The sequence below is a fragment of the Amycolatopsis kentuckyensis genome, from assembly GCF_041679295.1.
Lineage (GTDB): Bacteria > Actinomycetota > Actinomycetes > Mycobacteriales > Pseudonocardiaceae > Amycolatopsis > Amycolatopsis kentuckyensis_A.
In genome coordinates this window covers 41,133-61,419 of the sequence record NZ_JBGDMD010000007.1, presented here as the reverse complement: position 1 = coordinate 61,419, position 20,287 = coordinate 41,133, and the positions used below count along the sequence as shown (strand labels likewise).

Here is a 20,287-nt window from a genome sequence, read left to right as displayed (position 1 = left end):
GATCGGTCCCTGACACCTGCGCCGCAGCGCCCCCCGTTTCCAGAACCATACCCACCTGGCTACTTGCCGTGAATGAAGCAGGTCAAGGGCCCTAGCGGGACATTGTGGAAAAGAATGTGGACTCCACATCGCCGACATGTGGACCGATTGTGGCAACAAGCGGCGTTGGTTGCGGAGCGTGTCCGTCACTATGGCTCCAACGCCCTGAACAGCCGCGATATAGGTCACCACGGCTTGACGGGGGATCACACAGGGGTGCCGGCGGGGGCCGGCTGGATATCGAACGCACAGGGGCAAAAGTGAGCACTACCGGCCACAGGAATCACGAGTTCGTCCGGCGCTGCGAAAACATCATCAGCGCCCTGCCGATCCGTCATCCATTCGAATTGCGGGCCTTCCTCGACGCGCTGGGCCGGCAACAGGGCATGCCCGTGATCCTGGGCCGGATGCCTCTGCGGCGCGGCGGGGCCAGCGGCCTGCTGGCGCGCACGCGTGAGGAGTGCTGGCTGACGGTCGTCGCGAAAGCCGCCCCGGCGCACGCCGCGCACATCGCCTTCCACGAGATCGGGCACTGGATCCTCGGCCATCCCGGCACCTACGCCTGCGGCCGCCGCACACACCCCGACGACCGGTGGGAGCTCGAAGCCGAGCAGTTCGCGTGCCTGCTGCGCGAACACGTGAACGCGGGGGCAGCGCGCCACCGCGATCGGCTGCCGGGCCGGACGGCTCTGCGGGCGGCGTTCGGGTCGCGACGGCACCTGTGCGCCGATGTCTGACGCGGTCTCGCTGCTCTGGCTCGGCGCCGCGGCCGCGGGCGTGGTCGAGGCGGTCCGCAAGGCGGTGGTCAACCGGGGTAGCGGGTACGCGCTCAGCCGGCACTTCCTGACCGCCGGCATCGCCGGTATGGCGCTGTCGCTGGCCGCCGGGGCGCCGGTCACCTTGGACTGGGTCGACGAGCTGACGGGCCTGCACAACACCGCGGTCGTGGCGCAGAACGTGCTGGCGATGCTGGCGATGGTCTTCACCGCCGGGTTCCTGCACACCCTCGGAGAGCTGCGCCTGCCCATGCCCGCAGTGATCACGATCTTCGTGGTGTGCGCCACGGCGATGGTCACCCTGTACACGCTGGCCGGCGCGCACACGTCCTTCTTCGCCTCGCCCCGGAACCCGACCTGGCCCTCCCAGCTCTACTCCACCCTCTACCTGGGCTACCTGGTCGGCTGGCTGGCGATGCTCCTGCTGGGGCTGACCGTGGTGGCGCGCGGCGAGGTGGCCGGAGTGAGGGGCGGGGTTGCCCTGGCGCAGTTGGGGGTGGCGGTGTCGCTGGTCGGGCTGTCCTGGCGGCTCGGTGTCGCGCTCCGATTGCTGGTCGACCCACACCATCCGCCCCGCGGGACGCACTTCGGGGTCTTCACCGACGGTGCCGGTCTGGTGCTGTTCGTCGCCGGGTCGCTGTTCGCCGCGGCGACCCGGCGGCTGTTCGACTGGCTCGCCCGGCGCCGCACTCAGCGCCGAGACGCCGCGATCGAACGCCTGTGGAAGCGGGTGCGGGTGCTGCTGGCCCACCGCCGCCCGCCGCCACTGTCGCTCATCCAGAAGGTGGTCGAGATCGAAGACGCCCTGCTGATCGTCGAGCAGCTCGTCGACGAACGTATCCGTCGCGCGATACGTGACGAACTGCAGACCCTGGCCCTCTACGTCTATGTCCCGCCGGGAACGGCGACAGCCGTCGACATCGAGATCGCGCTCGCCGCGATCGTCGCGCACCTGTCCCACCAGTCCGCAGGACACCTGCCTGGCGGGGACCGCGGCGACGCCGAATCCCCGGCATGGTGGCCGGAGACCGAACGCCTGCACATCGACGACGCCGCGAGGATCCGGTGGCTGGCCGAGGTCGGCGACGCATTGACCCACCGCCGAGTCCAGCGCATGGTCATGAGAATCAGCGCGACGCATCGCAGGCTCCGGGAAGCGGAATCGGCGAGCCGGTAGATCGACGAGATCAGGACGCGGGATCGTCGCGCCCGGCACGGCGCACCCGCGCGATTTCTTCCACCACCTGCAGCAGATGTTTGCGGTTGGCGTCGGGGACATCGCCGATCAAGCTGGCGATGTCACGTGCGTTGAACCCGACGAAGCCGAGCTCGGTCACCAGATCATGGGTTTTGCGAGCTATCTCGTCATCGGGCGGTGCGAAGTCGGTGGCCGGGATGGTGGGGTCGAGCAGGTCCGGGTGGATGCGCCAGAACTCGGCTAAGGCACGGGTGATCGCAGGTCGGCTGTTCTGCCGTTCGCCGGTCCGGAAGTAGCGCAGTGCTTGCTCGGTCAGCGGCAATCCGGTTCGATCCCGCACCCACTGGGCGACCATTGGTAGCCGCGCCGTGCGGGTCGAGAAATCCGGATCGCCCTCGGCGGTGAGTCGGTCGATCGCGTCGGGATCGACGACAGGATCTCGTCCCAGGGCGTAGTAAGTCGAGGCGTGGTCGAACAGATACTCGAGTCGCTCGGCGAAAGTGTCCAGGTCTAGCAGCGCGACAGTGAGTGCTTGCTGGTCGGCTGCTTTGCGCCGTGGGATCGGCGAAAGCAGCTCAGGCAACGGCGTCGAGACCGGGACGTCCCCGTCAGATCCCGTTCCGTCGTCGGATGCTCGCGCCACGGTCCGCCCCCAACGTCTAGCGAAAGCACTGATGTGTGGAGTAGCAGCCCGCATTGGCAGACATTTGACACATCGCAGCTTGCGTCTACTATCAAAGTTAAGCACAACACTTGTTGCGAGTATCTTCGGAACGTCGAGAGAAAGCAACCCACGCCACCCCGATCAGGGGGTTGGAGCACGGTCCCGCTGTGACCGCCGCACCCTTCACCGGCGCACGACCACCGCTGAGGGGAGGCCCGTCATGGTCACATCCGAGAACCTTGCGGATGTTCGCTCCAACGTGGACTCGCCGACCACCACGCCGCACCAGACCACGTCGACGGGCGACGCTGTCGAGCTGGTCGACTGGTCACCGTTCGGCCGCGTGCTGCCGATCTTGGCCGCGTCGCCCGGGGCCGGCGCCACCGTTGCCGCCGTCGCGATCGCCGACGCGCTCCAGCTGGCGGGCCGATCGGTGCTGCTCGTCGACGCCGGCGATCCCGTCCGATCCGGACTCGGACGTGCCGCACGGGCCGACGGGCCACGCCGGGATGGACCCGGCTCCGCCACAGGTATCCGGTTCTCCCGGCGCGCCCACGCGATTTTGGCGCGGCTGGACGTGGCCGATCTCGCCGCGGAGCCGGTGCTCTTCCCGGCCCCGCCGTACTGGCATCCCGGCGGTCGCGAGGTCGACGTCACCGTGGTCGACATCGGCCACGACCCGTGGCGGCTGGCGACTGATCCCGTCCTTGGACCGGGCCAGTGGCTGCGTGTCGGCAGTCCGTCACCGATCCCTGCGCTGGTGGTGCGGCCTACCGTGCCGGGGCTCGCGCACGCCGAGCAGGTCTTGGCCCGGTTGGAGCCGTGGGTGCGGACCGCTGCGGTGACTCCGCCCACGCAACTGCTTGTCGTGGGCGCGCGCCGGTGGCCGACAGGCGTGGCTGGCACCGCCGGGCGCCGCACCAGCATCCTGTTACCCGACACGGTGTTCTTTCCCCATGACCGCGACGTCGCCGAGCACGGGGTCACCGAAGAGGTGACTCCGTCATCGCTGCGCGCGCCCGCCGAGCAGCTGCTCCGTTCCTGGCATGTGCTGCCACCGCGGACACGCCGCCTGTCTCTGAGATGGCCGCGAATCGGCCGCGGCAACGGCAGTCCCGTCGCCGACCGCGACACCAGCTGAGCGCCTCCCGTCGCTCAGCTGAGAAGAACTTCAACGCCCTCCCACTTGACCCGCCTGACGTGACGTCGGGCGGTGCGATGTGGAGGGCACGATGTCCGCGCACATTGTCATCGACTGGCTCGGCCAGATCCCGAATCCGACACCGGTTCAGCCCCCGGTCGGCGGCGACAAGATTTTGGGGCTGCTCAACAACGTCAAGTGGGGTGCGGCCGTCGCGCTCATCCTGGGGTTCTTCGTCGGGCTGATCGTCTGGGTCGGCGGTCGCTGGGTGGATCACCATCGTGCCGGGAAAGTCGGCGTCGTCATGATGCTCTGCGCCGTCGCCGGCGCGATCCTCTACGGCATCGGCTGGTCGCTGATCAACAGCTTCGCGGGCGGCTGAGCCATGTTCACCACCGCCGAATCGCCGCGCGCCCGCACGCGAACGCGCCGCTTGATCATCGTCGTCGTCCTGCTCGTCGTCGCGGCCGTCGTGGTGCTGGTTGCCCGGCAGGCAACCGCACCACCGTCGTCCCCGCCGGCTGCGACTGCGCCCGGCGTCGCGGCCTCGCCGACACCGACGGCGCCGGTCGACGAGGCGACCGCGCTGGCCACCCGCCCCATGCTGACCCTGTCGCCCGAGGCAGCCCTGCCCCACGAGCTCACCACCGCCACGGCCGGTCCGCCGATCACCGTCCCGCGGCCGGCGCCGATCGCGGACCGCGTGATCTCCGACAGCTTCTCGGCCACTCCGGAAGGCGCACTCGGCTGGCTGACGGACTTCAACGAGACCGCGTTGCGCGGCGGCGGCCCGGCGACCTATCTGCGGGCCTACGGCGAGTCCGCGCTCCCGCACGCGCCGTCCCCGCAAGGCAACGGCCTGCTCGCGCTGCTCACCTCCTTCCGTGACGAAGCCGGCCTCCGCGCCGGTGAACTCAAGCCCGGCCTGACGGTGACCTACGAGGTCACGCAGGGGCTGATCAAGGGCACCGCCGAGGAGGGCCGGTTCGCGGTCGTTTGCACGCTCGGGCAGCTGAGCTTCGACTACGAGGGCCAGAGCACCCGCATGGGCATCGGCGACTGCCAGGCCCTGCGCTGGACCGGGACCGCCTGGCGGATCGCCCCCGGTGCTCGCGCCGCCTACGCCGCGTGCGCGTGGCCGGGCAGCATCGAATCGGTCGCGGCCGGGTACCGGCCCCTGATACGGGACGGTACCCGGTGAACCCGCTGGACCTGCTGGACGAACTGGGCAAGCTGGCCGGCGGTGCGGTGGGGGCTCTCGCCGGCGGGGTTCTCGAGCCGCTCATGGCGGCGACCTGGGCCGCGGCCCTGTTCATCCTGCGCACCGCGTTCGAGTTGGTCGACCAGTTCTCTCTCTTCACGGTGTCCACGACGGACGGGCCGGTGTCGATCCTGTGGCCGCTGACGCTGTGGATCTCCGGGGCGATCGCGCTGGGCCTGTTCTTCTGGCAGATCGTCACCGCTGTCCTGCACGGCGGCCGCGGCTTCCTCCGCCTGATCATCGGCCCCGTCCAGTACGGGATCGCTCTCGCCCTCACCGTGAGCATGGTCGCGGCGTTCCTCGCCGCCGCCGACGGTCTGACCGAAGCGATCCTGTCGACGGGCCTGCGGGTGGGGAACTTCCGCGACGCGTTGAACATGACCGGCTTCACCGACGCGCTCTCGGACGAGGTCAAGAACGTCGTGCTCGGTCTCGCCGGGGCGTTCGGCGTGATCCCCGCCGGGCTGGGGTTCGCGGTCGAGGCGGTGTTCCGCGAAGCCACGATCTACGTCCTGGTCGCCACCGTGCCCATCGCCGCGGCCGGGCTCGTGGCGGACGTGACCGCGCGGTGGTACTGGAAGGTCGTCCGCTGGGGCCTGGTCGCCATCGTGATGAAACCGGCCCTGGCATTCGTGGTGGTGCTGGGTGTCGCGATCCTCGGCGGCGCGCAGGGCCTGTCCGGGCTGCTGGCCGGCATCGGCGTGCTGTTCGTCGCGTTGTGCGTGCCGCTGGTGCTGTTCAAGCTCTTCGCGTTCGTCGACTCCGACGCCGACCCGCAGGGTGCGTTCCGAGACAAGCTCTCGGACGCGGGCCTGGATTCCTACGGTGCCAACAGCATCGCCGGGCGCATGGCCCGCGCATACGGGAAAAAGGTCGGCAAGGAGTTCGGGGACAAGGAAGACAGCGACGAGGACGGCGGCGATAGCCAGGAGCAGGCGAACGTCGACCGCTTCGACCAGGCCGCCGCCGACGACGATGCGACCGTCGCGACGCCCGACGACGACCGCGCGTCCGGCGGGAAAGATGCCGCCGGCTCATCCGGTGACGAGGCGACCGACGCCGGCTCCTCCAGTTCCGGAGTGGGCGAGCCGGGAACCGGGCTGGCTACGGAGGCGGCGGACTCGGCCGCCGGCGGCGCAGATGGTGCCGGGGGCGCGGACGGTGCCGGCGGTGCGGACGGCGGCGGCGGCGCGAGCGCGGCCGGCCCGGTCGAGGACGGTGATGATGACGGGCAGCCGCCACCTGTCGAACCGCCGGGCGACACCGGTCCGCCGACACCACCGACCCCGAAGCCCTCGGGTGGTCCGCCCGATGATGGCGGCGGTGCTGCTGCGGGCGAGGCTGAGGAAGCCGCGGTGCTGCTGTGAGCGCCGCGACCCGAATCTACAAAGGTCTATCCCGTCGGGAGCGGGCAGGCTGGATCGTCGGTCTCACTCCGGTCCAGGCGTTGGTGTGTGTCGGGCTGGCTGTGCCGGTGATCCTCGCGCTAGCGGCGGGACGTTTCGGCCAAGCGTTGGCCCTAGGTGGTCTCTGCGGCGCAGCGGCGGCGCTGGTCGTGGTGCCGGTCCGCGGTCGCCCGGCGCTGCGGTGGCTGGCGCATCTGCTGCTCTACCGCGCCGGCATCGCGCTGGGCTGGTCACGATGGCAGTCCCGCGCCGTCGCCGGACAGGCCGCAGACCTGGACGAGCCCGATCTGCCCGGAGTGCTGGCGCGGCTGCGGTTCCCCGACGGGCCGCCGCTGCGAGACCTGGGCCGGGTGTGCCTGATCCACGACACCGGCGACGGACGGTGGGGCGCCACCGCACGGCTCACCCACGCCGGGGTCGGGATGCTGTCGGACGCCCAGTGCGAGCGGCTGGCCAACCGGCTCGGGAACCTGCTGCTGTCGATCGGGCACCGCGAAGTCATCGACCGGATGACCTTGCTGGTCCGCACCGTGCCCGACGACGGCGCCGACTACCAGGCCTGGCGCGCCGAGCACGACATCCCGACGGCGCCGGCGCTCGCGCGCCAGGCGTCGCAGGAGCTGGACCAGCTGGTCGGCGCGGTGTCGGTCCGGCACGAAGTGTTCGTCACCCTCTCCGGCACCGAAGACGCCCTCCGCCGCCCGGCCGCCGCCGCTGGCGGCGGGGTCGCCGGCCGCGCAGCGGTGCTCTACCGGGTGCTGGATGGGCTCGAGGACAAACTCAAGTCCCTCGGCGCCACCGCGGTGAAGTGGCTCTCCGGTCCGGAGCTGGCGGTGGCGATCCGCACCGGCTTCAACCCGGCCAGCGCCGCCGTCCTCGCCGCGCGCCGCCACCAGGCCGGTTATGCCGGTGTCCGCTGGGCAACCGCCGGACCGGTGCACGCCCCGGCCCCCTCGCCGCGGGCGTATTACCACGACGGTTTCGCGACGGTGTCCTACTCGGTGCTGATGCCCGAGGCCGGGACGGTGTTCGGGTCCCTGGGTGGGCTGTTGGCGGTCAAGACCGCCGGCGAGCGCCGCAGCCTCGCCATCCACTACGAAACCCTGTCCCAGCACCGGTCTCGCAAGGCCGTGCGTCGGCTGCGGTTCCGCACCGGCGTCATGCGGGACTGGAAGTCCTCGAAGGGCTTCAACTCCGGCGCCGCCGAAGCCCGCGAAGCCGGTGGGGCGCGGGCGCAGGAGCACGCGGTCGCGGCCGGGCACGGCATCGTCCGGTTCGCCGTCGCCGCCGCGGTCACGCTCCCGGAGACGTGGAACGTCGAGGACCACGCGGCCAAGCTGGAAAACGACATCGCCGGCCGCTTCCAGTTGCTGCGGATGGAACTGGCCCAGGACGCCGGGTTCGTCGCCGCCGTCCTGCCCGTCGGTGTCGGGCTGCCCCGCCTGCGGGGCGGTGGGTCGTGAGCCGCCGTGGCGACGAGCGGACGGCCGCGGAACTGCTCGCCACCTTCGGTCCCGCGGTCAGCACACGCCCGTCCGGACGCCGCCGAGGCGCGGACGGCCGCGGCGCTCGCCTCAATCAGCGGGCCGCGCCACGGCGCGGGTTCGCCCGGCCCGGACACGGCTGGTCGCCGGTGGCGGCGCCGCTGCAGGTGTATCAGGCCGGGACGCACGAGATCGGCGGGTTGTTCCCGTTGCTGGCGGCGAGCCCGCTGCCTGCGGTCGGGGCGCGGATGGGCTACGACGTGCACTCCGGCGGCGCGTTCTACCTGCATCCGGTCGAGTTCGTCCTGCGTGCGATCTGCACGAACCCGAATATGGTGCTGTTCGGCGAACCCGGACGAGGCAAGAGCTCAACGGTGGTGGCGTTTCTGCTGCGGATGATGCTCACCGGTGTCCGCACGCTGATCTCCGGCGACGTCAAAGGCGAATACACCCCGGTGCTGCACGCGCTCGGGGTGACGCCGATCATGCTCGGTCGCGGCAGCAGCGCCCGTCTCAACGCCCTCGACCTCGGTCCCCTGGCCGCGCGCTGGGACACCTGGTCGACCGAGCGGCAACGCGACGAGCTGGACGGGGTGCTGGGCCGGTGGGTGCAGCTGCTGGTCGCGCTGGCTGAAGCACAGGGCTACCGGCCCACCGTCACCGACGAAGCCGCCCTTTCGGCCGTTTTGCGGCAGCTGCTCGGCGTCCACGACGGCTACACCCGCCTCACGCCGATCACGATCCCCGACGTCCATCGGGCGTTGGCCGATCCGGACGAGCAGCTGTGGCAGGAGCTGCGCTTCGCCGGCCGCCGCCAATTCCTCGACCACCTCCGGTCGATCACTGACGCGCTGGCCAACCTGATCAGCGGCCCGCTGGCCGGGCTGTTCGACGCGGCCACGAACTTCACCGTCGACTGGGACGCCCCGATCCAGAGCCTGGACCTCTCGCGCTTACGCACCCGCGGCGACCAGGCCATCGCCGTCGCGTTGACGTGCCTGGGGTCGTGGTCGTCGCTGGCGACGGATCTGCAGGAGGACGGGGAGCTGCGGATCGTCGTCCGGGACGAGATCTGGCGGCAACTGCGGCTGGGGCTGCGTGCGGTGCAGGCGGTGGACAGCGAGTTGCGGCTGTCGCGCGCGGAACGCAAGATTCAGGTGCTGGTCAGTCACAAGCCCGGCGACTTTCTCTCTGTCGGTGCCACCGGCTCTCAGGAAGTCGCCATCGCCCGCGATTTGCTCGCCCTGTGCTCGATTCGAGTCCTGCTTGGACAGTCGACCCGCGTGGCAAGCGAGCTGGCTGATGTCCTGGCGCTGTCGGAGAAAGAGCATGAGGCGACAACCGGGTGGGCGAACGACCGTCAGGGCCGGGCGCTGTGGAAGATCGAGAATCGGACCGGCCTGAAAGTACAGACGGTGCTCAGCCGGATCGAGCGGCAGATCTTCGACACCAACAGCCAGCTCGTTTCGAAGCCGAACCCGCTACCGCCCAACGCCGGATCGGCGACGTCGTCATGAAGCCCCACGGGATGCTCGCGGGTGTCACCAGCGCGCTGGGCGGGCTGGTCTTCCTGCCGATCCTCGTCCTGGCCTTGATGATCGGGCCCACAGCGACCGCGACGATCGTGCAGCTGAGCGGGTGCGAGCAGGGCGGGCCGGGCGGCGGCTCCATCGTGGTCGACCGCCAGCAGCTGGGCGCCGAGGAGATGGACATCGCCCGCACCATCGTCGAGGTCGTCCAGCAACGCCGGCTCCCGCGGCGCGCCGCGGTCCTCGCGATCGCGACCGGGATGGTGGAGTCCGGGCTGCGCAACCTCGACTACGGCGACCGCGATTCACTCGGGGTGTTCCAGCAACGCCCGAGCCAGGGCTGGGGCACCCGCGCGCAGATCCTCAACCCGGTCTACGCCACCGCCAAGTTCCTCGACGCCCTCATCGCGCTGCCCGGCTGGGACTCCATGGCACCGGGGCAGGCGGAGCAAGCGGTGCAGCACAGTGGTTTCCCGGACCGTTACGCGCCACGCGAACCTGCTGCCGCCGCGATCGTGGAGCGGTTCTGGACCGGGCCGGACAACCCGACCCCGCAACCCCGCAGCGGTACGCAGGCCGTGCAGGCGAAGACGCTGTGCCCGGACCAGGGCGGGTCCGACGTCCCCCGCGACCCGGGCCGGCTCGACCCGAGGAAGCTGCCACCGGGGTACACGCTGCCCACCGACGTGCGCCAGCGGACCGCGGTCGGCTTCGCGCTGGGCCAGCTCGGCAAACCGTACGTGTGGGGCGCGAAGGGCCCGGACGCCTACGACTGCTCCGGGCTGATGCTTGCCTCCTGGGCTGCTGCCGGGATCGGTATTCCGGCCGGGACGATCAGCCAGGTCCACGCCGGCTACGCCGTCTCGTCGCTGGAGCAGGTACAGCCGGGGGATCTGCTGTTCATCCCCGGTTCTCTCGGGACCGCGCAGGTGCCGCGGCACGTCGGGATGTACGCCGGGCACGGCCTGATCGTCGACGCCTACGACACCGACACCGGCGTCATCCTCGAACCCCTCTCCGCCTGGACGTCGAAGATCGTCGCGATCCGCCGGATCGCCGACCCAGATTTGCCCTCCCCGCCGCCGGGAGGGAGCCCACTCCGATGAACACCGTGGTGCCGCTCTCCCGCTGTCCGGGAGGAGCGGCCGATGCCGCGCACACGCACCGACACTCTCAACCTCGACCGCGACGTCGCCCTGATGGGTCTCGCAGTCGCCGCCCTGGCGATCCTGTGCGCGCTCGGCGCGATCGTCGTCGCCGCGGCCGTTCTGGTGGCCGGGTTCTTCACCGGCACGTGGACGTGGCCGCCGATCACCGCATGGGCGGGCTTCGCCCTCACGGTCGCCTTTCACGCCGCTGACCCGGGGCCACGCTTGCCGGTCCCGTGGTCGGGCGCGGTCAGCGAGCACCAGCTGGCGTTCTACATCTGGTTCACCACCATCACCATGCTCACCGCCGGGCTCACCGTGGGCGCCGCGATCCCGGTCTGGAGACGCGTCGCACCGACCGATTCAGGCCACGCCACCCGCCGCGAGATGGCCAAGACCCTGTCGGTCACAGCCGCACGCAAGACCGCGGTGTGGACCCGCGGTGACCTCACCGACGAGCAACGCCGCACCGCGCCCCTCGAGCAGATCGCGGTCCCCCTGCACCGCGGCCCCCGCCTCCAACAGCTGGTCACCTCACTGGAGACCCCGACCGGGACGATCGCACCGACCCGCTCGGGCAAGAGCCGCACCGACCTGGTGCACAAGGTCCTCGGCGCCCCGGGCGCGCTGGTCGCGTCGACGACGAAGAACGACCTCGCCGAATGGTGCCTACTGGCCCGCACCCGCCGCCCCGACGCCGGGCCGGTGCTGGTGATCGACGCCACCGGCACCCTGTTCTGGCCCGCGCACGCCCGCTGGTCGCCGGTTACTGGCTGCGCCGACCCCGCGGTCGCGCTGCGGCGGGCGGAGACGCTGATCGAAGTGTCCTCGCTCGGGCTGGAGAACGTCGGCGGCAATGACGCGGTGTTCCGCGGCCGGGCCACCATCGTCATGCAGGCCTACCTGCTCGCCGCCGCCATCCATCACCGCACCGTCGATCACCTGGTGCGGTGGTCGATCGCCAAACCCGCCGACCGCGAGCCCGTTGAGCTGTTGGAGCGGCAGTATCCGCAGCTGGCGCAGAACCTGGAGTCGGAGATCGGGATGGTCGCCGAGACCTCCGACGCGGTCTGGATGAGCGTGCGGCGCGCGATCGAGCCGTTCATGAACCCGGCGATCCGCTACTTCGCCACCCCGAGCCAGGCCGAGGAACTGGACATCGACGAGTTCCTGCGCCGCCGCGGCAGCCTGTTCATCATCGCCGGGGAACACCAGGCCCCGCAGGCCCGGCCGGTCCTCACCGCCCTGGTCGAGCAGATCCTCACCACCGCCCAGGACACCGCACTACGCCACGAACGCCGACGGCTGGAACCTCCGACCACGGCAATCCTGGACGAGCTGTTCGCCGGCACGCCGGTGCCGCGGCTGCCGGCGATCATCGCCGACTCTGCTGGCCGCGGCGTGCTGATCCACTGGTCCGCGCAATCGCGCTCCCAGCTGGACGAGCTCTACGGCGAACCGGGCCGGCTGCAGCTGATCGACAACACCCTCACCCTGACCGCGTTCCCGGGGCTGAAGGACGACAAGACGCTGGAGTGGCTGTCCACGTTGTCTGGGCAGCACCGCCGCCGCACTCATCAGCACCACAGCGACGGGCTGTTCAGCGTCGGGCGCGGCGCCAGCGGGGAGGAGACCGTCCCGACGCTGCGCGCTGGGGACATCCGCACCCTCGACCGCGGGCGGGTGCTGATCCTGCACGGCAATCTGCGCCCGATCCTCGGCCGCACCGTTGACGTCGAACAACGCCCGGACTGGCCCCAGCTGCAGGCCGACGTCGCCGCGATTCGCTCCGGTCGGGCCGCGATCACTCCCGACGGCTACCCGCTGCTCCTGCCCGGTGGCGGTGATCTGCGATGAACGACGACGACATCGCCGCACGCCCGGACGACGTCGGCGGCGACGAGCGGCGAACAGACGGTGAAGAGGAACTCGAGCCGCGGTCGCTGGACGAGCTCGACGAGGTGGTCGCCGGGCTGGAGACCGTGGCCGAGGTCTTGGGCCGGGAGATCGAGCGGGTGGCGAAGAAGCTCGCGGAGCTTACCGAGGAGCCGGAGAGCGATCCGCGGCTGGCGCGGTGGCTGATGTTCCTGCCGCCGGATGCGGCCGAAGACACGGAGCACCGCGGGGAAACTTCGCTGTTCACGATCGCGCACTTTGTGCAGTACTACAACGAGACTTACGTCGGCAATCCCGGGACTCGCGCGGTCGCCATTCCCGACTGCTGGCTGGAGCATCCCGGCCTGGTCGCCGAATTGGCCAGCCTCACTTACACCTGGCGCGAAGCCCACCTGGGCAAGAAGGCCACCGCGCGTGATGCGCAGTACTGGCACGACCATTGGCGGCCCGGCTTCGCCGAGCGGATGGCCACCGAGTGGGTTCATCAACGCTGCCGATCCGACGGCCACAAGTCCGCCGGCGCACCGGCTCGTCCCGACCGGTTCACTCTGGAACACCGGCAGATCACGCCCAGCGGGCCATGACCATCGGTTCGCGTCGCCGGTCGCGCAGGCGCGAAACGGGCACCGGGTTCGTGCGTGTTTCGGTAGTCGCGCTCTATGTCGGGTGCGTCGTCGGCGCGAACTGGCTGGCCGAGCACGTCGGCGCTGTCGGCGTCGGGTTCGGCTTGCACGCTGCGGCCGCGGTGTATGTGGCGGGTCCGGTGCTCGTGGTCCGGGACTGGGTGCAACGCCTCGCCGGGCTACGGGTCTCCTTGGCGGCTGTCGCTGTCGGCACGGCGCTGTCCTTTGTGGTTGCCGGCCCGGCCGTCGCGACGGCGTCGGCGGTGTCCTTCGCGGTCAGCGAAGTGCTCGACGCGGCCGTGTACTCCGCCATCGTCTGGCGGCGGGGTGTTGTCGTTGCGGTGCTCTGCAGCGGGATCGTGGGTGTCGCCGTCGACTCGTTGCTGTTCCCGGCGATCGCCTTTGCCTCTCTCGCGCTGACACCAGGTCACCTGTTGGGTAAGACGTATGGCGTCGTCGTCGGAACGATTGTGACCGCTCTGGTCCGTCGCCGGTCATGAGGTTTCTGCTTGGGACGCATCGGCCGCATTGGCTGGGGCTGCTCGATATGCCGTTGTTCGTGTCCGACCGAACGCTGCGCCGGTACAAGAGTTTGCCGGTTGCCTCGTGTGACTGGGCGTGTGACTCCGGCGGGTTCAGTCAGCTTTCCCGGTGTGGAACGTGGGCGTGCGGTCCCAGCCCGCGGGAGTATGCGGCGCGGATTCGCCGCTACCGCGACGAGATCGGTCGCCTGCTCTGGGCTGCCCCGCAGGACCACATGTGCGAGGATGCGATCCTCGCGCGCACAGGGCTCGATGTCGCACAGCACCAGGAACTGACGATCAGCAACTACCTGGAGCTGCGATCCCTCGACGCTGAACTGCCGTTCATCCCGGTCTTGCAAGGTCAGTCCATCGAGGACTATCACCGCTGCGCCGACCGCTACGAGCAACGCGGAGTCGACCTCGCCGCCGCTGCTCTGGTGGGAGTCGGAAGTATTTGCCGGCGTCAGCACACCTCAGAAGTCGAGGGTGTCGTGCGTTCACTCGCCCAGCGCGGCTATCGACTGCATGCCTTCGGCGCGAAAACTTTGGGCCTGGCCCGGTATGCGGACAGCATCTTCAGCTCCGACTCGCTCGCCTGGTCGTTCGCTGCGCGGTGGGAGCCGCCGTTGACGGAATGCCACGGCCACCGTCGATGCAACAACTGCGTGAAGTTCGCCCTTCGCTGGCGACGGAAGATCCTCCAGTCGATCGGAACATCCGGAAACGATATGACAACCGCGGCGTAGCCCGACTGTGGTGAGTTATAGTGACACCGTCCGGCACATCTCATTGGCAGCCGGAGTCACTGGAGGTTTTGCCGTTATGGCGCAGAAAGTTCTCGTGGAGATGGTCGACGACATCGACGGTGGCGTGGCCAACCAGACGGTCCCGTTCAGCCTGGACGGGGTGAGCTACGAGATCGACCTGTCCGACGACAATGCTGCCGCGCTACGCGATGAACTCGCCCGCTATGTCGCCGCGGGGCGACGGATCGGCGGCCGTAAGGTGCGATTGGCGGCAGGTGAGTCGGCGCAGGCGAAGAAGCCCGGCACCGCTGCCGCGGACCGGGAACGGTCACGCCAGATCCGGGAGTGGGCCAACAACAACGGCTACACCGTGTCCGAGCGTGGCCGTCTTTCCAGCGAGATCATCGAGGCGTTCGAGGCGAACGACGGCCAGCCCATCGTCGTCGACCAACCCGCCCCTGCTGCGCGCAAGCGAGCGCCGCGCAAGAAGGTCGCCGCCACGAAGAAGTAATGACGGCCAGGTGACGACGCTGACATAGCGCGCCTGGGCATGAAGGCAGGACGGCGACGTCCGGCGGCGACGGCCATATGCACGATTCGTGACTGTCTTCGCCGGACGTCGTCTGCCGCCGGGTTCAGTAGGTGAGTCCGCGGTGAGAGCTTTCGCCGTAGCCGGCCTCGTGGCCGTCGACGAGCTCTTCTTCCAGTTCAGTGCGCCGTGCGTCTGCGGCGGCGTCTGCCTCGGCTTCTTCTTCCTGTGCTTTTTCGGCGGCGAGGCCGGCGAAGAACCGTGCGGCGTAGTCGTCGGCGGCGTCGCTCAGTGACTCGCGGGTCAGCATGACGTCCGATGCGGCGTCTTCGCGGTCAGGTGTGGTCATCAGGTGCCTCCATCGCCGGGTGATGTCCCGCCAGGCGTCGGCGCGAAGGTCGTTGCCGGGCGGTTGGTTGCCGATCGGGGAGGCGGCATCGGTGCTGGTGATGCCGTAGGTTTCACGGTACGCCGCAGCGAGCCCGACGACCTGGTCCCATTGCCGCGCGAGCGCGGCGTCGTCGGGGCGGGCACAGAAGCGTGCGAGCCACGGCGGTTGCTCCCGCATAGCGGCTTCCCGCAGCTGGTCGGTTCGCGCGGTGATCTCCGCGTTCATGGTTGCCAGCCGCTCCAGGGCACCGTGATGGCTCGCCGCGTGTGCGAGGTCGGGTTGGGCCTGCCACGGCAGGGCGGAGTGGTGCCCGGCGCCGGCGTCGTGCTGGCGCACGAGCGCGCTGACCAGTGCCACGCCGGTCTTGCGGGGATCTGCGTGGTCGGCGCCGGTCGTGGTCGCGGCGACTTGGCGGGCGGCGTCGGTGAGCGCGGTGTCGGGGTCGAGTCCGCGGGTGGCGCCGCCGGCGGCGTGGCGCCACACGATGCCCCATTTTTCCTCGCTGACCGCGGCGTCGGGCAGGTGCGCGGCGACGATCTGCTGCCAGCGGGCGATCTGCTCGTCGGTGGCGGGGGCGATCCGGGCGGGCGCATCGTGGGTCCGGACGTGGTCGTTGATCCGCTTGGCGAGGACTGCGGCCGGGTCCTCGGCCCAGCTGAACCCGCGGTCGTCGACCAGGTCGCGGACGATGCGTTCGGCCTGCCACCCGCGGTCCTGGGCGCGAGCCAGCGCTGCCAGCGCGGCCGGTTCGGCACCGGCGTTGACCGCGTCGGGGACGTAGCGGGCCAGGACGTCGAGGTAGCGGTCCTCGTCGCCGTCACGGGCCAGCAGCTCGTAGCGGCGGATGAGCACGTTCAGGGGCTCGAGGACGACGCGTTCCTCGACGTGATCGAACTCGGCGAACACCTCGTCCAACTCAGTCTGTCGAGCCGCAGGGCGAGGCTGCGCGGGTGTGGCTGAGGCTGGCTCGTGCTCCTGGCCGTAGGACTCCCAGCGCTCGGTGAGGGTGCGCCAAGCGTCTGCCCGCGCCCCGCGGCTGTCAGGCTTGTCGCCCAGCGGCGCCTCACTCCTGATCCGGAAGGTCTCGCGGTACGCGGCGACTAGGCCGACCAGGTCGTCCCACTCCTCGGCCGCGATCGGGTTGTCCGGCCGCGGCCCGAGCCCCGAGACCCATTCCGGTTGCTCGCGGATCACCGCTGCGCGCAGGTGCTCGACGCGGTCGGCGATCGCGAGGTTCATCTCGTGCAGGTACTGGGCGTGCCCGGGATGGTGACGCACGTGGGCGAAGTCAGGACGGGCCAGCCAGGGAACAGCACGCACGTGGGCCTCACCGCGGTCACGTCGGCGCTCCAGCTCGGCGGCGAGCGCGGCGTCGGCGTAGCGGTCATCCGGCATCGGATCCGGCACCGCTGGACGCGCGGCGAGTTGGTGGGCGACCACGGTCAGCGCGGCGTCGACGTCGAACCCGAGCGCCAGCGCGCCGGCCGCGCGGACCCAGATCTTCTCCCAGTCGGGGTCTTCGACGGCGACGTGCGGGGCGATCGCGTCGACGACGCCCCGCCAGCGCGTCACGTCGGCCGGCTGCGGCGGTGCGGTCGCCGAGGGTGGCTGGCGGCGGGCGAGGTGGGTGGTGATCCGGGCCTGCAGGGCCGCGCCGGGGTTGTCGGCCTCGTTCAGGGACTGGCGCCAGCGCATGACGGCGGCGACGAGGGGGTCGGGTTCCCAGCCGAGGTCGTGGGCGTTGCGCAGCGTCTGGATGAGTGCCGGTTCGCTGTCGAGGTCCAGCGTGGAGGGGGCGTGGCGGGCGAGGATGGCGCGGTAGCGGTCCTCGTCGCGGTAGGTTGCGGTGTAGTTGTAGCGCAGCACCAGCGTGCCCATCGACACCGCCGCGTCCTGAGCTTCCCGCAGCGTCTCGGTCGCCGACACTTCGGCACCCGAGTGGTTCAGCACCCCGGTCAGCACCGACCACGCCGACACCGGCTCGGGGGTTTCGCGGTGCTGGTCGATGACGTGGTGGTGGGTGACGACGTAGATGAAGTTGCGCAGCATGGCGCGGGTGATGCCGGGGTAGAACTGCTCGCGGGTCATCGTCGGCGGCACGAGCAGGTGGGCGTTGCCGGTGCTGGTCATGCCCTGCACGCGGTTGATGGTGGCGGCGTAGGCGAGCTCGACGTGGGCCTGGACGTACCCGGCCGGCAACGTGATCGCGGCCTTGTGCACCTTGTGTTGCACGGTGATCTTGCCGCTGGCGTGCACGTCGGTGACGGTCCAGACGTCGCCGTTCTTGACGAAATCCTTCCCGCCGAACAGCGACAGCAGGCGCTGGTTGTGCCGGGTGACGACCCAGTCCCCGACGCTGGCTGTGGTGGCGTCGTGCAGCTCGACCTCCCGGCCGCGGTCGACTGCACCTTGTTGGAGGCGCCGTTCGCGGGCGTCGATGTTCAGCGCGACGGTGTCCTCGTTGGTCGGCACGATCAACAGCGATTGCACGCCGGCGTCAAGATCGGCCTGCCACCGTGAGCGCGCGGCGTCACGCATCGTCTCCAGCGATCCGTCGGAGACTCGCCGGCGGTCGAAGTAGTACTCGAGTCCCTTGGGGTTCCAGGCGCGGATCTGCAGCGACGCTGCGGCTTGGTCTTTGCGGTCTTCGCCGCGGAACCGCACAATTTCGGTGAAGCGGACCGCGCCGACGTCGTGGGCGATCAGCCGGATCGCGCCTCCGGCTTCGACGGCGGCCAGCTGCGCGTCGTCGCCGATCAGCCGGACGTCGGCGCCGTTGTTGAGCGCGTATTTGACGACCTTGTGCAGGGTGTGGGTGCCGGCCATCGCTGCCTCGTCGACGATCACCAGGTCCCCGGCTTCCATGGGGAACGCGCGGCGGGCGAACCGGAACCACAGGGCGGTGGTCAGCTGGTGCAGTGTGTGCGGCTTTGCCCCGATCGATGCGCCGAGTTCCTGGGCCGCGCGGGCGGAGGGGCCGAAGGCGTAGACGCGGTGTCCGGTGCGTCGCCACGCGGTCGCCAGGACCTTCATCGCCGAGGTCTTCCCGGCCCCGGCCGGGGCCAAGGCGAGCTGTAGCCGGCGTCCGGAGCGGGCGAATTGGCGCACCATCTCCGTCTGCCCGGCGTTCAGTCCCTGACCGGTCAGGGCCTTCTCGACGGTGTCGGCGCGCAGGCGGTGTCCGCCGCCGCGGCGTGCCAAGGCGACCAGGTCGCCTTCGGCGGCGAGGGTCGCGGTCGTGGTGTAGCGGGTCGAGTGGTGCTCGACGAACACCGACTCGCCGTCTCGGCGACGCAACGAGGCCGGCTCGTTGACCGCGGTCGGGCCGACGAGGGCGAGGGTGTCGGGCTGGGCGAGGATGGTGTCGACAACGTCGTCGACGAGCTTCTCGCGCTTGTCGACCGGCACCTTCAGGTGCGCAGTCTGGCGGTGAGCTTCAGCGGCGAGATTCCACCAGGAGAAGTGGCTGTAGTTGTCCGACACCACATCCCGTGTCGCCTGAGCGAGCTTCGCGATGTCGAACGCGTCGGGCTCCGTGCGTCCGCTGAGGAACACGCGGTGGGCGAGGGTGTCCAGAATCTTGGCGGGCACGATGGTCAGCGCGTGCTCGCGCCAGGCCTTGAGATGTTCCGGCAACGTCTTGGGCGGCTGTTTGCCGGGTCGGTTGTCGTACTGGGCGGCGCGGTCGATGGCGAAGATGTCCTTCGGCGTCGGCTCCTTGCCGTACTTGGAGCGGAATTCGACGATGCGTTTCGCGCGAGCTGCCTCGAATTGGCGGTGGCGCTGGGAGAATAGCTTCACCAGCTCCAGCGGGACACCTTCGAGCTGCCAGACCGGGCGCTTCATGTCCACGCCCTCGGCGCCGCGCTGCACCCAGGAGGCGCCCTGTTCGCGGAACAGGTCGCGCAGCCGGTTGTCGAAGTACTCCGACGCGGTGACGGTCGCGGCGAACATGGTGCGGCCGTCGAGCGCGGTCCACTCGCCGTCGTCGCTGCGTTGCACCTTCGAGGAGATCAGCACGTGGAAGTGCAGGTGCGGGTCGGCGGCACGGGAATCCCAGTGCTCGAACATCGCCGCGGTGATCCCGTTGACATCGACTTGGGCCTCACCCATGTTCCCGCGGCGGGTGTAGGCGATGTTGCGTTCGATGTAGGTCACAGTGTCGAGGGCTGCTTGGCGGGCCAGGTCGACGATGCGTTTCTGCTGGGCCGGCGACGACATCGCCCACACGATGGAGAGGCTTTTGTCGTAGCTGAACACGGCCTCGTATCCGGAGACCGCGGACTTGAGGTTGCGTTTCTGCTCGGCCAGCCACTTGTTCAGCTCTTTGTCGCTGACGGGATCGTTGTTCTTGTGGGCTTTGTGGTAGGCCTGCAGCTGCACGCCGCGGCGAATCTCGGCCCGTGTGGCCGCGGAGATGGGCGCGCCGACCGGGTGCCCGTTGAGGCGGTTGTGGTCTTTGTACGCCTGGGAGACTTGGCTGCGCAGGTGATCGAGTGCGGAGTATTGGGGGAACCGCCGGCCGAGCCGGGTGGCGTTCAGGGCTTCGGCGGCGGTGGCGCCGTCGGCGATCTTCTCGGCTTCGATGGCGTCGGCGTTCGGGTGGCGGCCTTCGCCGAAGAGGGCGTTCATCTGGGCAGGGGTGACTGCGCCGGAGAGTCCTAAGTGCTCTGCTCCGGCGCCGAACCATTGGCCTGCCGGGTAACCACGGGAGAGGTAGTAGTCACTTAACAGCTCGCCGGGTGCGAGCTCACGGCTGCGATCGGCGCACGCCACCGTGTTCGTGAGGTACTCATGACCACCAGGGCTCAGCTTCCGCAAGCCCATCATGTCCACACCAGACTACGCCGAAAAGGCGGAGCCGCCCACCTGGTTCAGAACGTCTGCAAGACGTGCTGTGTGCGGTGGTGGGGGTGGGTTGGGTGAGGTGGG

16 protein-coding genes are annotated in these 20,287 nt (G+C 69.9%); 14 read left to right on the top strand and 2 right to left on the bottom strand.

What is annotated here, in order from left to right:
- Nucleotides 1-299: 299 nt before the first annotated feature.
- Both ACERZO_RS29140 and ACERZO_RS29135 read left to right on the top strand, forming a co-directional pair.
- Nucleotides 300-776: a hypothetical protein gene (locus ACERZO_RS29140; protein WP_372667979.1), complete on the top strand. Its 477-nt coding sequence runs from the start codon at nucleotides 300-302 to the stop codon at nucleotides 774-776.
- Nucleotides 769-1,992 carry a hypothetical protein gene (locus tag ACERZO_RS29135; protein WP_372667978.1) on the top strand — a complete coding sequence of 408 codons (1,224 nt, stop codon included), beginning with the start codon at nucleotides 769-771 and terminating at the stop codon, nucleotides 1,990-1,992. Before ACERZO_RS29140 ends, ACERZO_RS29135 begins: the two co-directional genes overlap by 8 nt.
- 10 nt (nucleotides 1,993-2,002) lie before the next feature.
- Here the strand turns inward: ACERZO_RS29135 and ACERZO_RS29130 are convergent, their stop codons facing one another.
- Nucleotides 2,003-2,596, bottom strand: coding sequence for a hypothetical protein (locus tag ACERZO_RS29130; protein WP_372667977.1), 594 nt, complete (start codon nucleotides 2,594-2,596; stop codon nucleotides 2,003-2,005).
- 301 nt (nucleotides 2,597-2,897) lie between these two features.
- Between ACERZO_RS29130 and ACERZO_RS29125 the strand changes: the two genes are divergently transcribed.
- The 12 genes from ACERZO_RS29125 to ACERZO_RS29070 all read left to right on the top strand — a co-directional run bounded on the left by ACERZO_RS29125 (nucleotide 2,898) and on the right by ACERZO_RS29070 (nucleotide 14,946).
- Complete coding sequence (locus tag ACERZO_RS29125) at nucleotides 2,898-3,818, top strand: hypothetical protein (RefSeq protein ID WP_372667976.1); 921 nt, start codon at nucleotides 2,898-2,900, stop codon at nucleotides 3,816-3,818.
- Between the two features lie 79 nt (nucleotides 3,819-3,897).
- On the top strand, nucleotides 3,898-4,200 hold the full coding sequence (locus ACERZO_RS29120; RefSeq protein WP_372667975.1) for a hypothetical protein: 303 nt from the start codon (nucleotides 3,898-3,900) through the stop codon (nucleotides 4,198-4,200).
- Between the two features lie 3 nt (nucleotides 4,201-4,203).
- Complete coding sequence (locus ACERZO_RS29115) at nucleotides 4,204-5,019, top strand: hypothetical protein (protein ID WP_372667974.1); 816 nt, start codon at nucleotides 4,204-4,206, stop codon at nucleotides 5,017-5,019.
- Nucleotides 5,016-6,446 (top strand): hypothetical protein, encoded by a 1,431-nt coding sequence (locus ACERZO_RS29110; protein WP_372667973.1) that lies wholly within the window; start codon nucleotides 5,016-5,018, stop codon nucleotides 6,444-6,446. Before ACERZO_RS29115 ends, ACERZO_RS29110 begins: the two co-directional genes overlap by 4 nt.
- The gene (locus ACERZO_RS29105; protein ID WP_372667972.1) at nucleotides 6,443-7,948 is read left to right on the top strand and encodes an SCO6880 family protein; all 1,506 of its coding nucleotides are present in this window, start codon (nucleotides 6,443-6,445) and stop codon (nucleotides 7,946-7,948) included. Before ACERZO_RS29110 ends, ACERZO_RS29105 begins: the two co-directional genes overlap by 4 nt.
- Nucleotides 7,945-9,486, top strand: a complete 1,542-nt coding sequence (locus tag ACERZO_RS29100; protein WP_372667971.1) for an ATP-binding protein — start codon at nucleotides 7,945-7,947, stop codon at nucleotides 9,484-9,486. Before ACERZO_RS29105 ends, ACERZO_RS29100 begins: the two co-directional genes overlap by 4 nt.
- Nucleotides 9,483-10,604 carry a C40 family peptidase gene (locus ACERZO_RS29095; protein WP_372667970.1) on the top strand — a complete coding sequence of 374 codons (1,122 nt, stop codon included), beginning with the start codon at nucleotides 9,483-9,485 and terminating at the stop codon, nucleotides 10,602-10,604. The genes ACERZO_RS29100 and ACERZO_RS29095 overlap by 4 nt, the downstream gene beginning before the upstream one ends.
- Before the next feature lie 42 nt (nucleotides 10,605-10,646).
- Nucleotides 10,647-12,503 (top strand): type IV secretory system conjugative DNA transfer family protein, encoded by a 1,857-nt coding sequence (locus ACERZO_RS29090; protein WP_372667969.1) that lies wholly within the window; start codon nucleotides 10,647-10,649, stop codon nucleotides 12,501-12,503.
- Nucleotides 12,500-13,126 (top strand): hypothetical protein, encoded by a 627-nt coding sequence (locus tag ACERZO_RS29085; RefSeq protein ID WP_372667968.1) that lies wholly within the window; start codon nucleotides 12,500-12,502, stop codon nucleotides 13,124-13,126. Before ACERZO_RS29090 ends, ACERZO_RS29085 begins: the two co-directional genes overlap by 4 nt.
- The gene (locus ACERZO_RS29080) at nucleotides 13,123-13,665 is read left to right on the top strand and encodes a VUT family protein (protein WP_372667967.1); all 543 of its coding nucleotides are present in this window, start codon (nucleotides 13,123-13,125) and stop codon (nucleotides 13,663-13,665) included. The genes ACERZO_RS29085 and ACERZO_RS29080 overlap by 4 nt, the downstream gene beginning before the upstream one ends.
- Nucleotides 13,662-14,435 carry a deazapurine DNA modification protein DpdA family protein gene (locus tag ACERZO_RS29075; protein WP_444843237.1) on the top strand — a complete coding sequence of 258 codons (774 nt, stop codon included), beginning with the start codon at nucleotides 13,662-13,664 and terminating at the stop codon, nucleotides 14,433-14,435. The genes ACERZO_RS29080 and ACERZO_RS29075 overlap by 4 nt, the downstream gene beginning before the upstream one ends.
- Nucleotides 14,436-14,511: 76 nt before the next feature.
- Nucleotides 14,512-14,946: a histone-like nucleoid-structuring protein Lsr2 gene (locus tag ACERZO_RS29070; RefSeq protein WP_372667965.1), complete on the top strand. Its 435-nt coding sequence runs from the start codon at nucleotides 14,512-14,514 to the stop codon at nucleotides 14,944-14,946.
- Between the two features lie 124 nt (nucleotides 14,947-15,070).
- Here ACERZO_RS29070 and mobF read toward each other — a convergent pair whose 3' ends face one another.
- Nucleotides 15,071-20,185, bottom strand: a complete 5,115-nt coding sequence (gene mobF / locus ACERZO_RS29065) for a MobF family relaxase (RefSeq protein WP_372667964.1) — start codon at nucleotides 20,183-20,185, stop codon at nucleotides 15,071-15,073.
- Nucleotides 20,186-20,287: the final 102 nt, after the last annotated feature.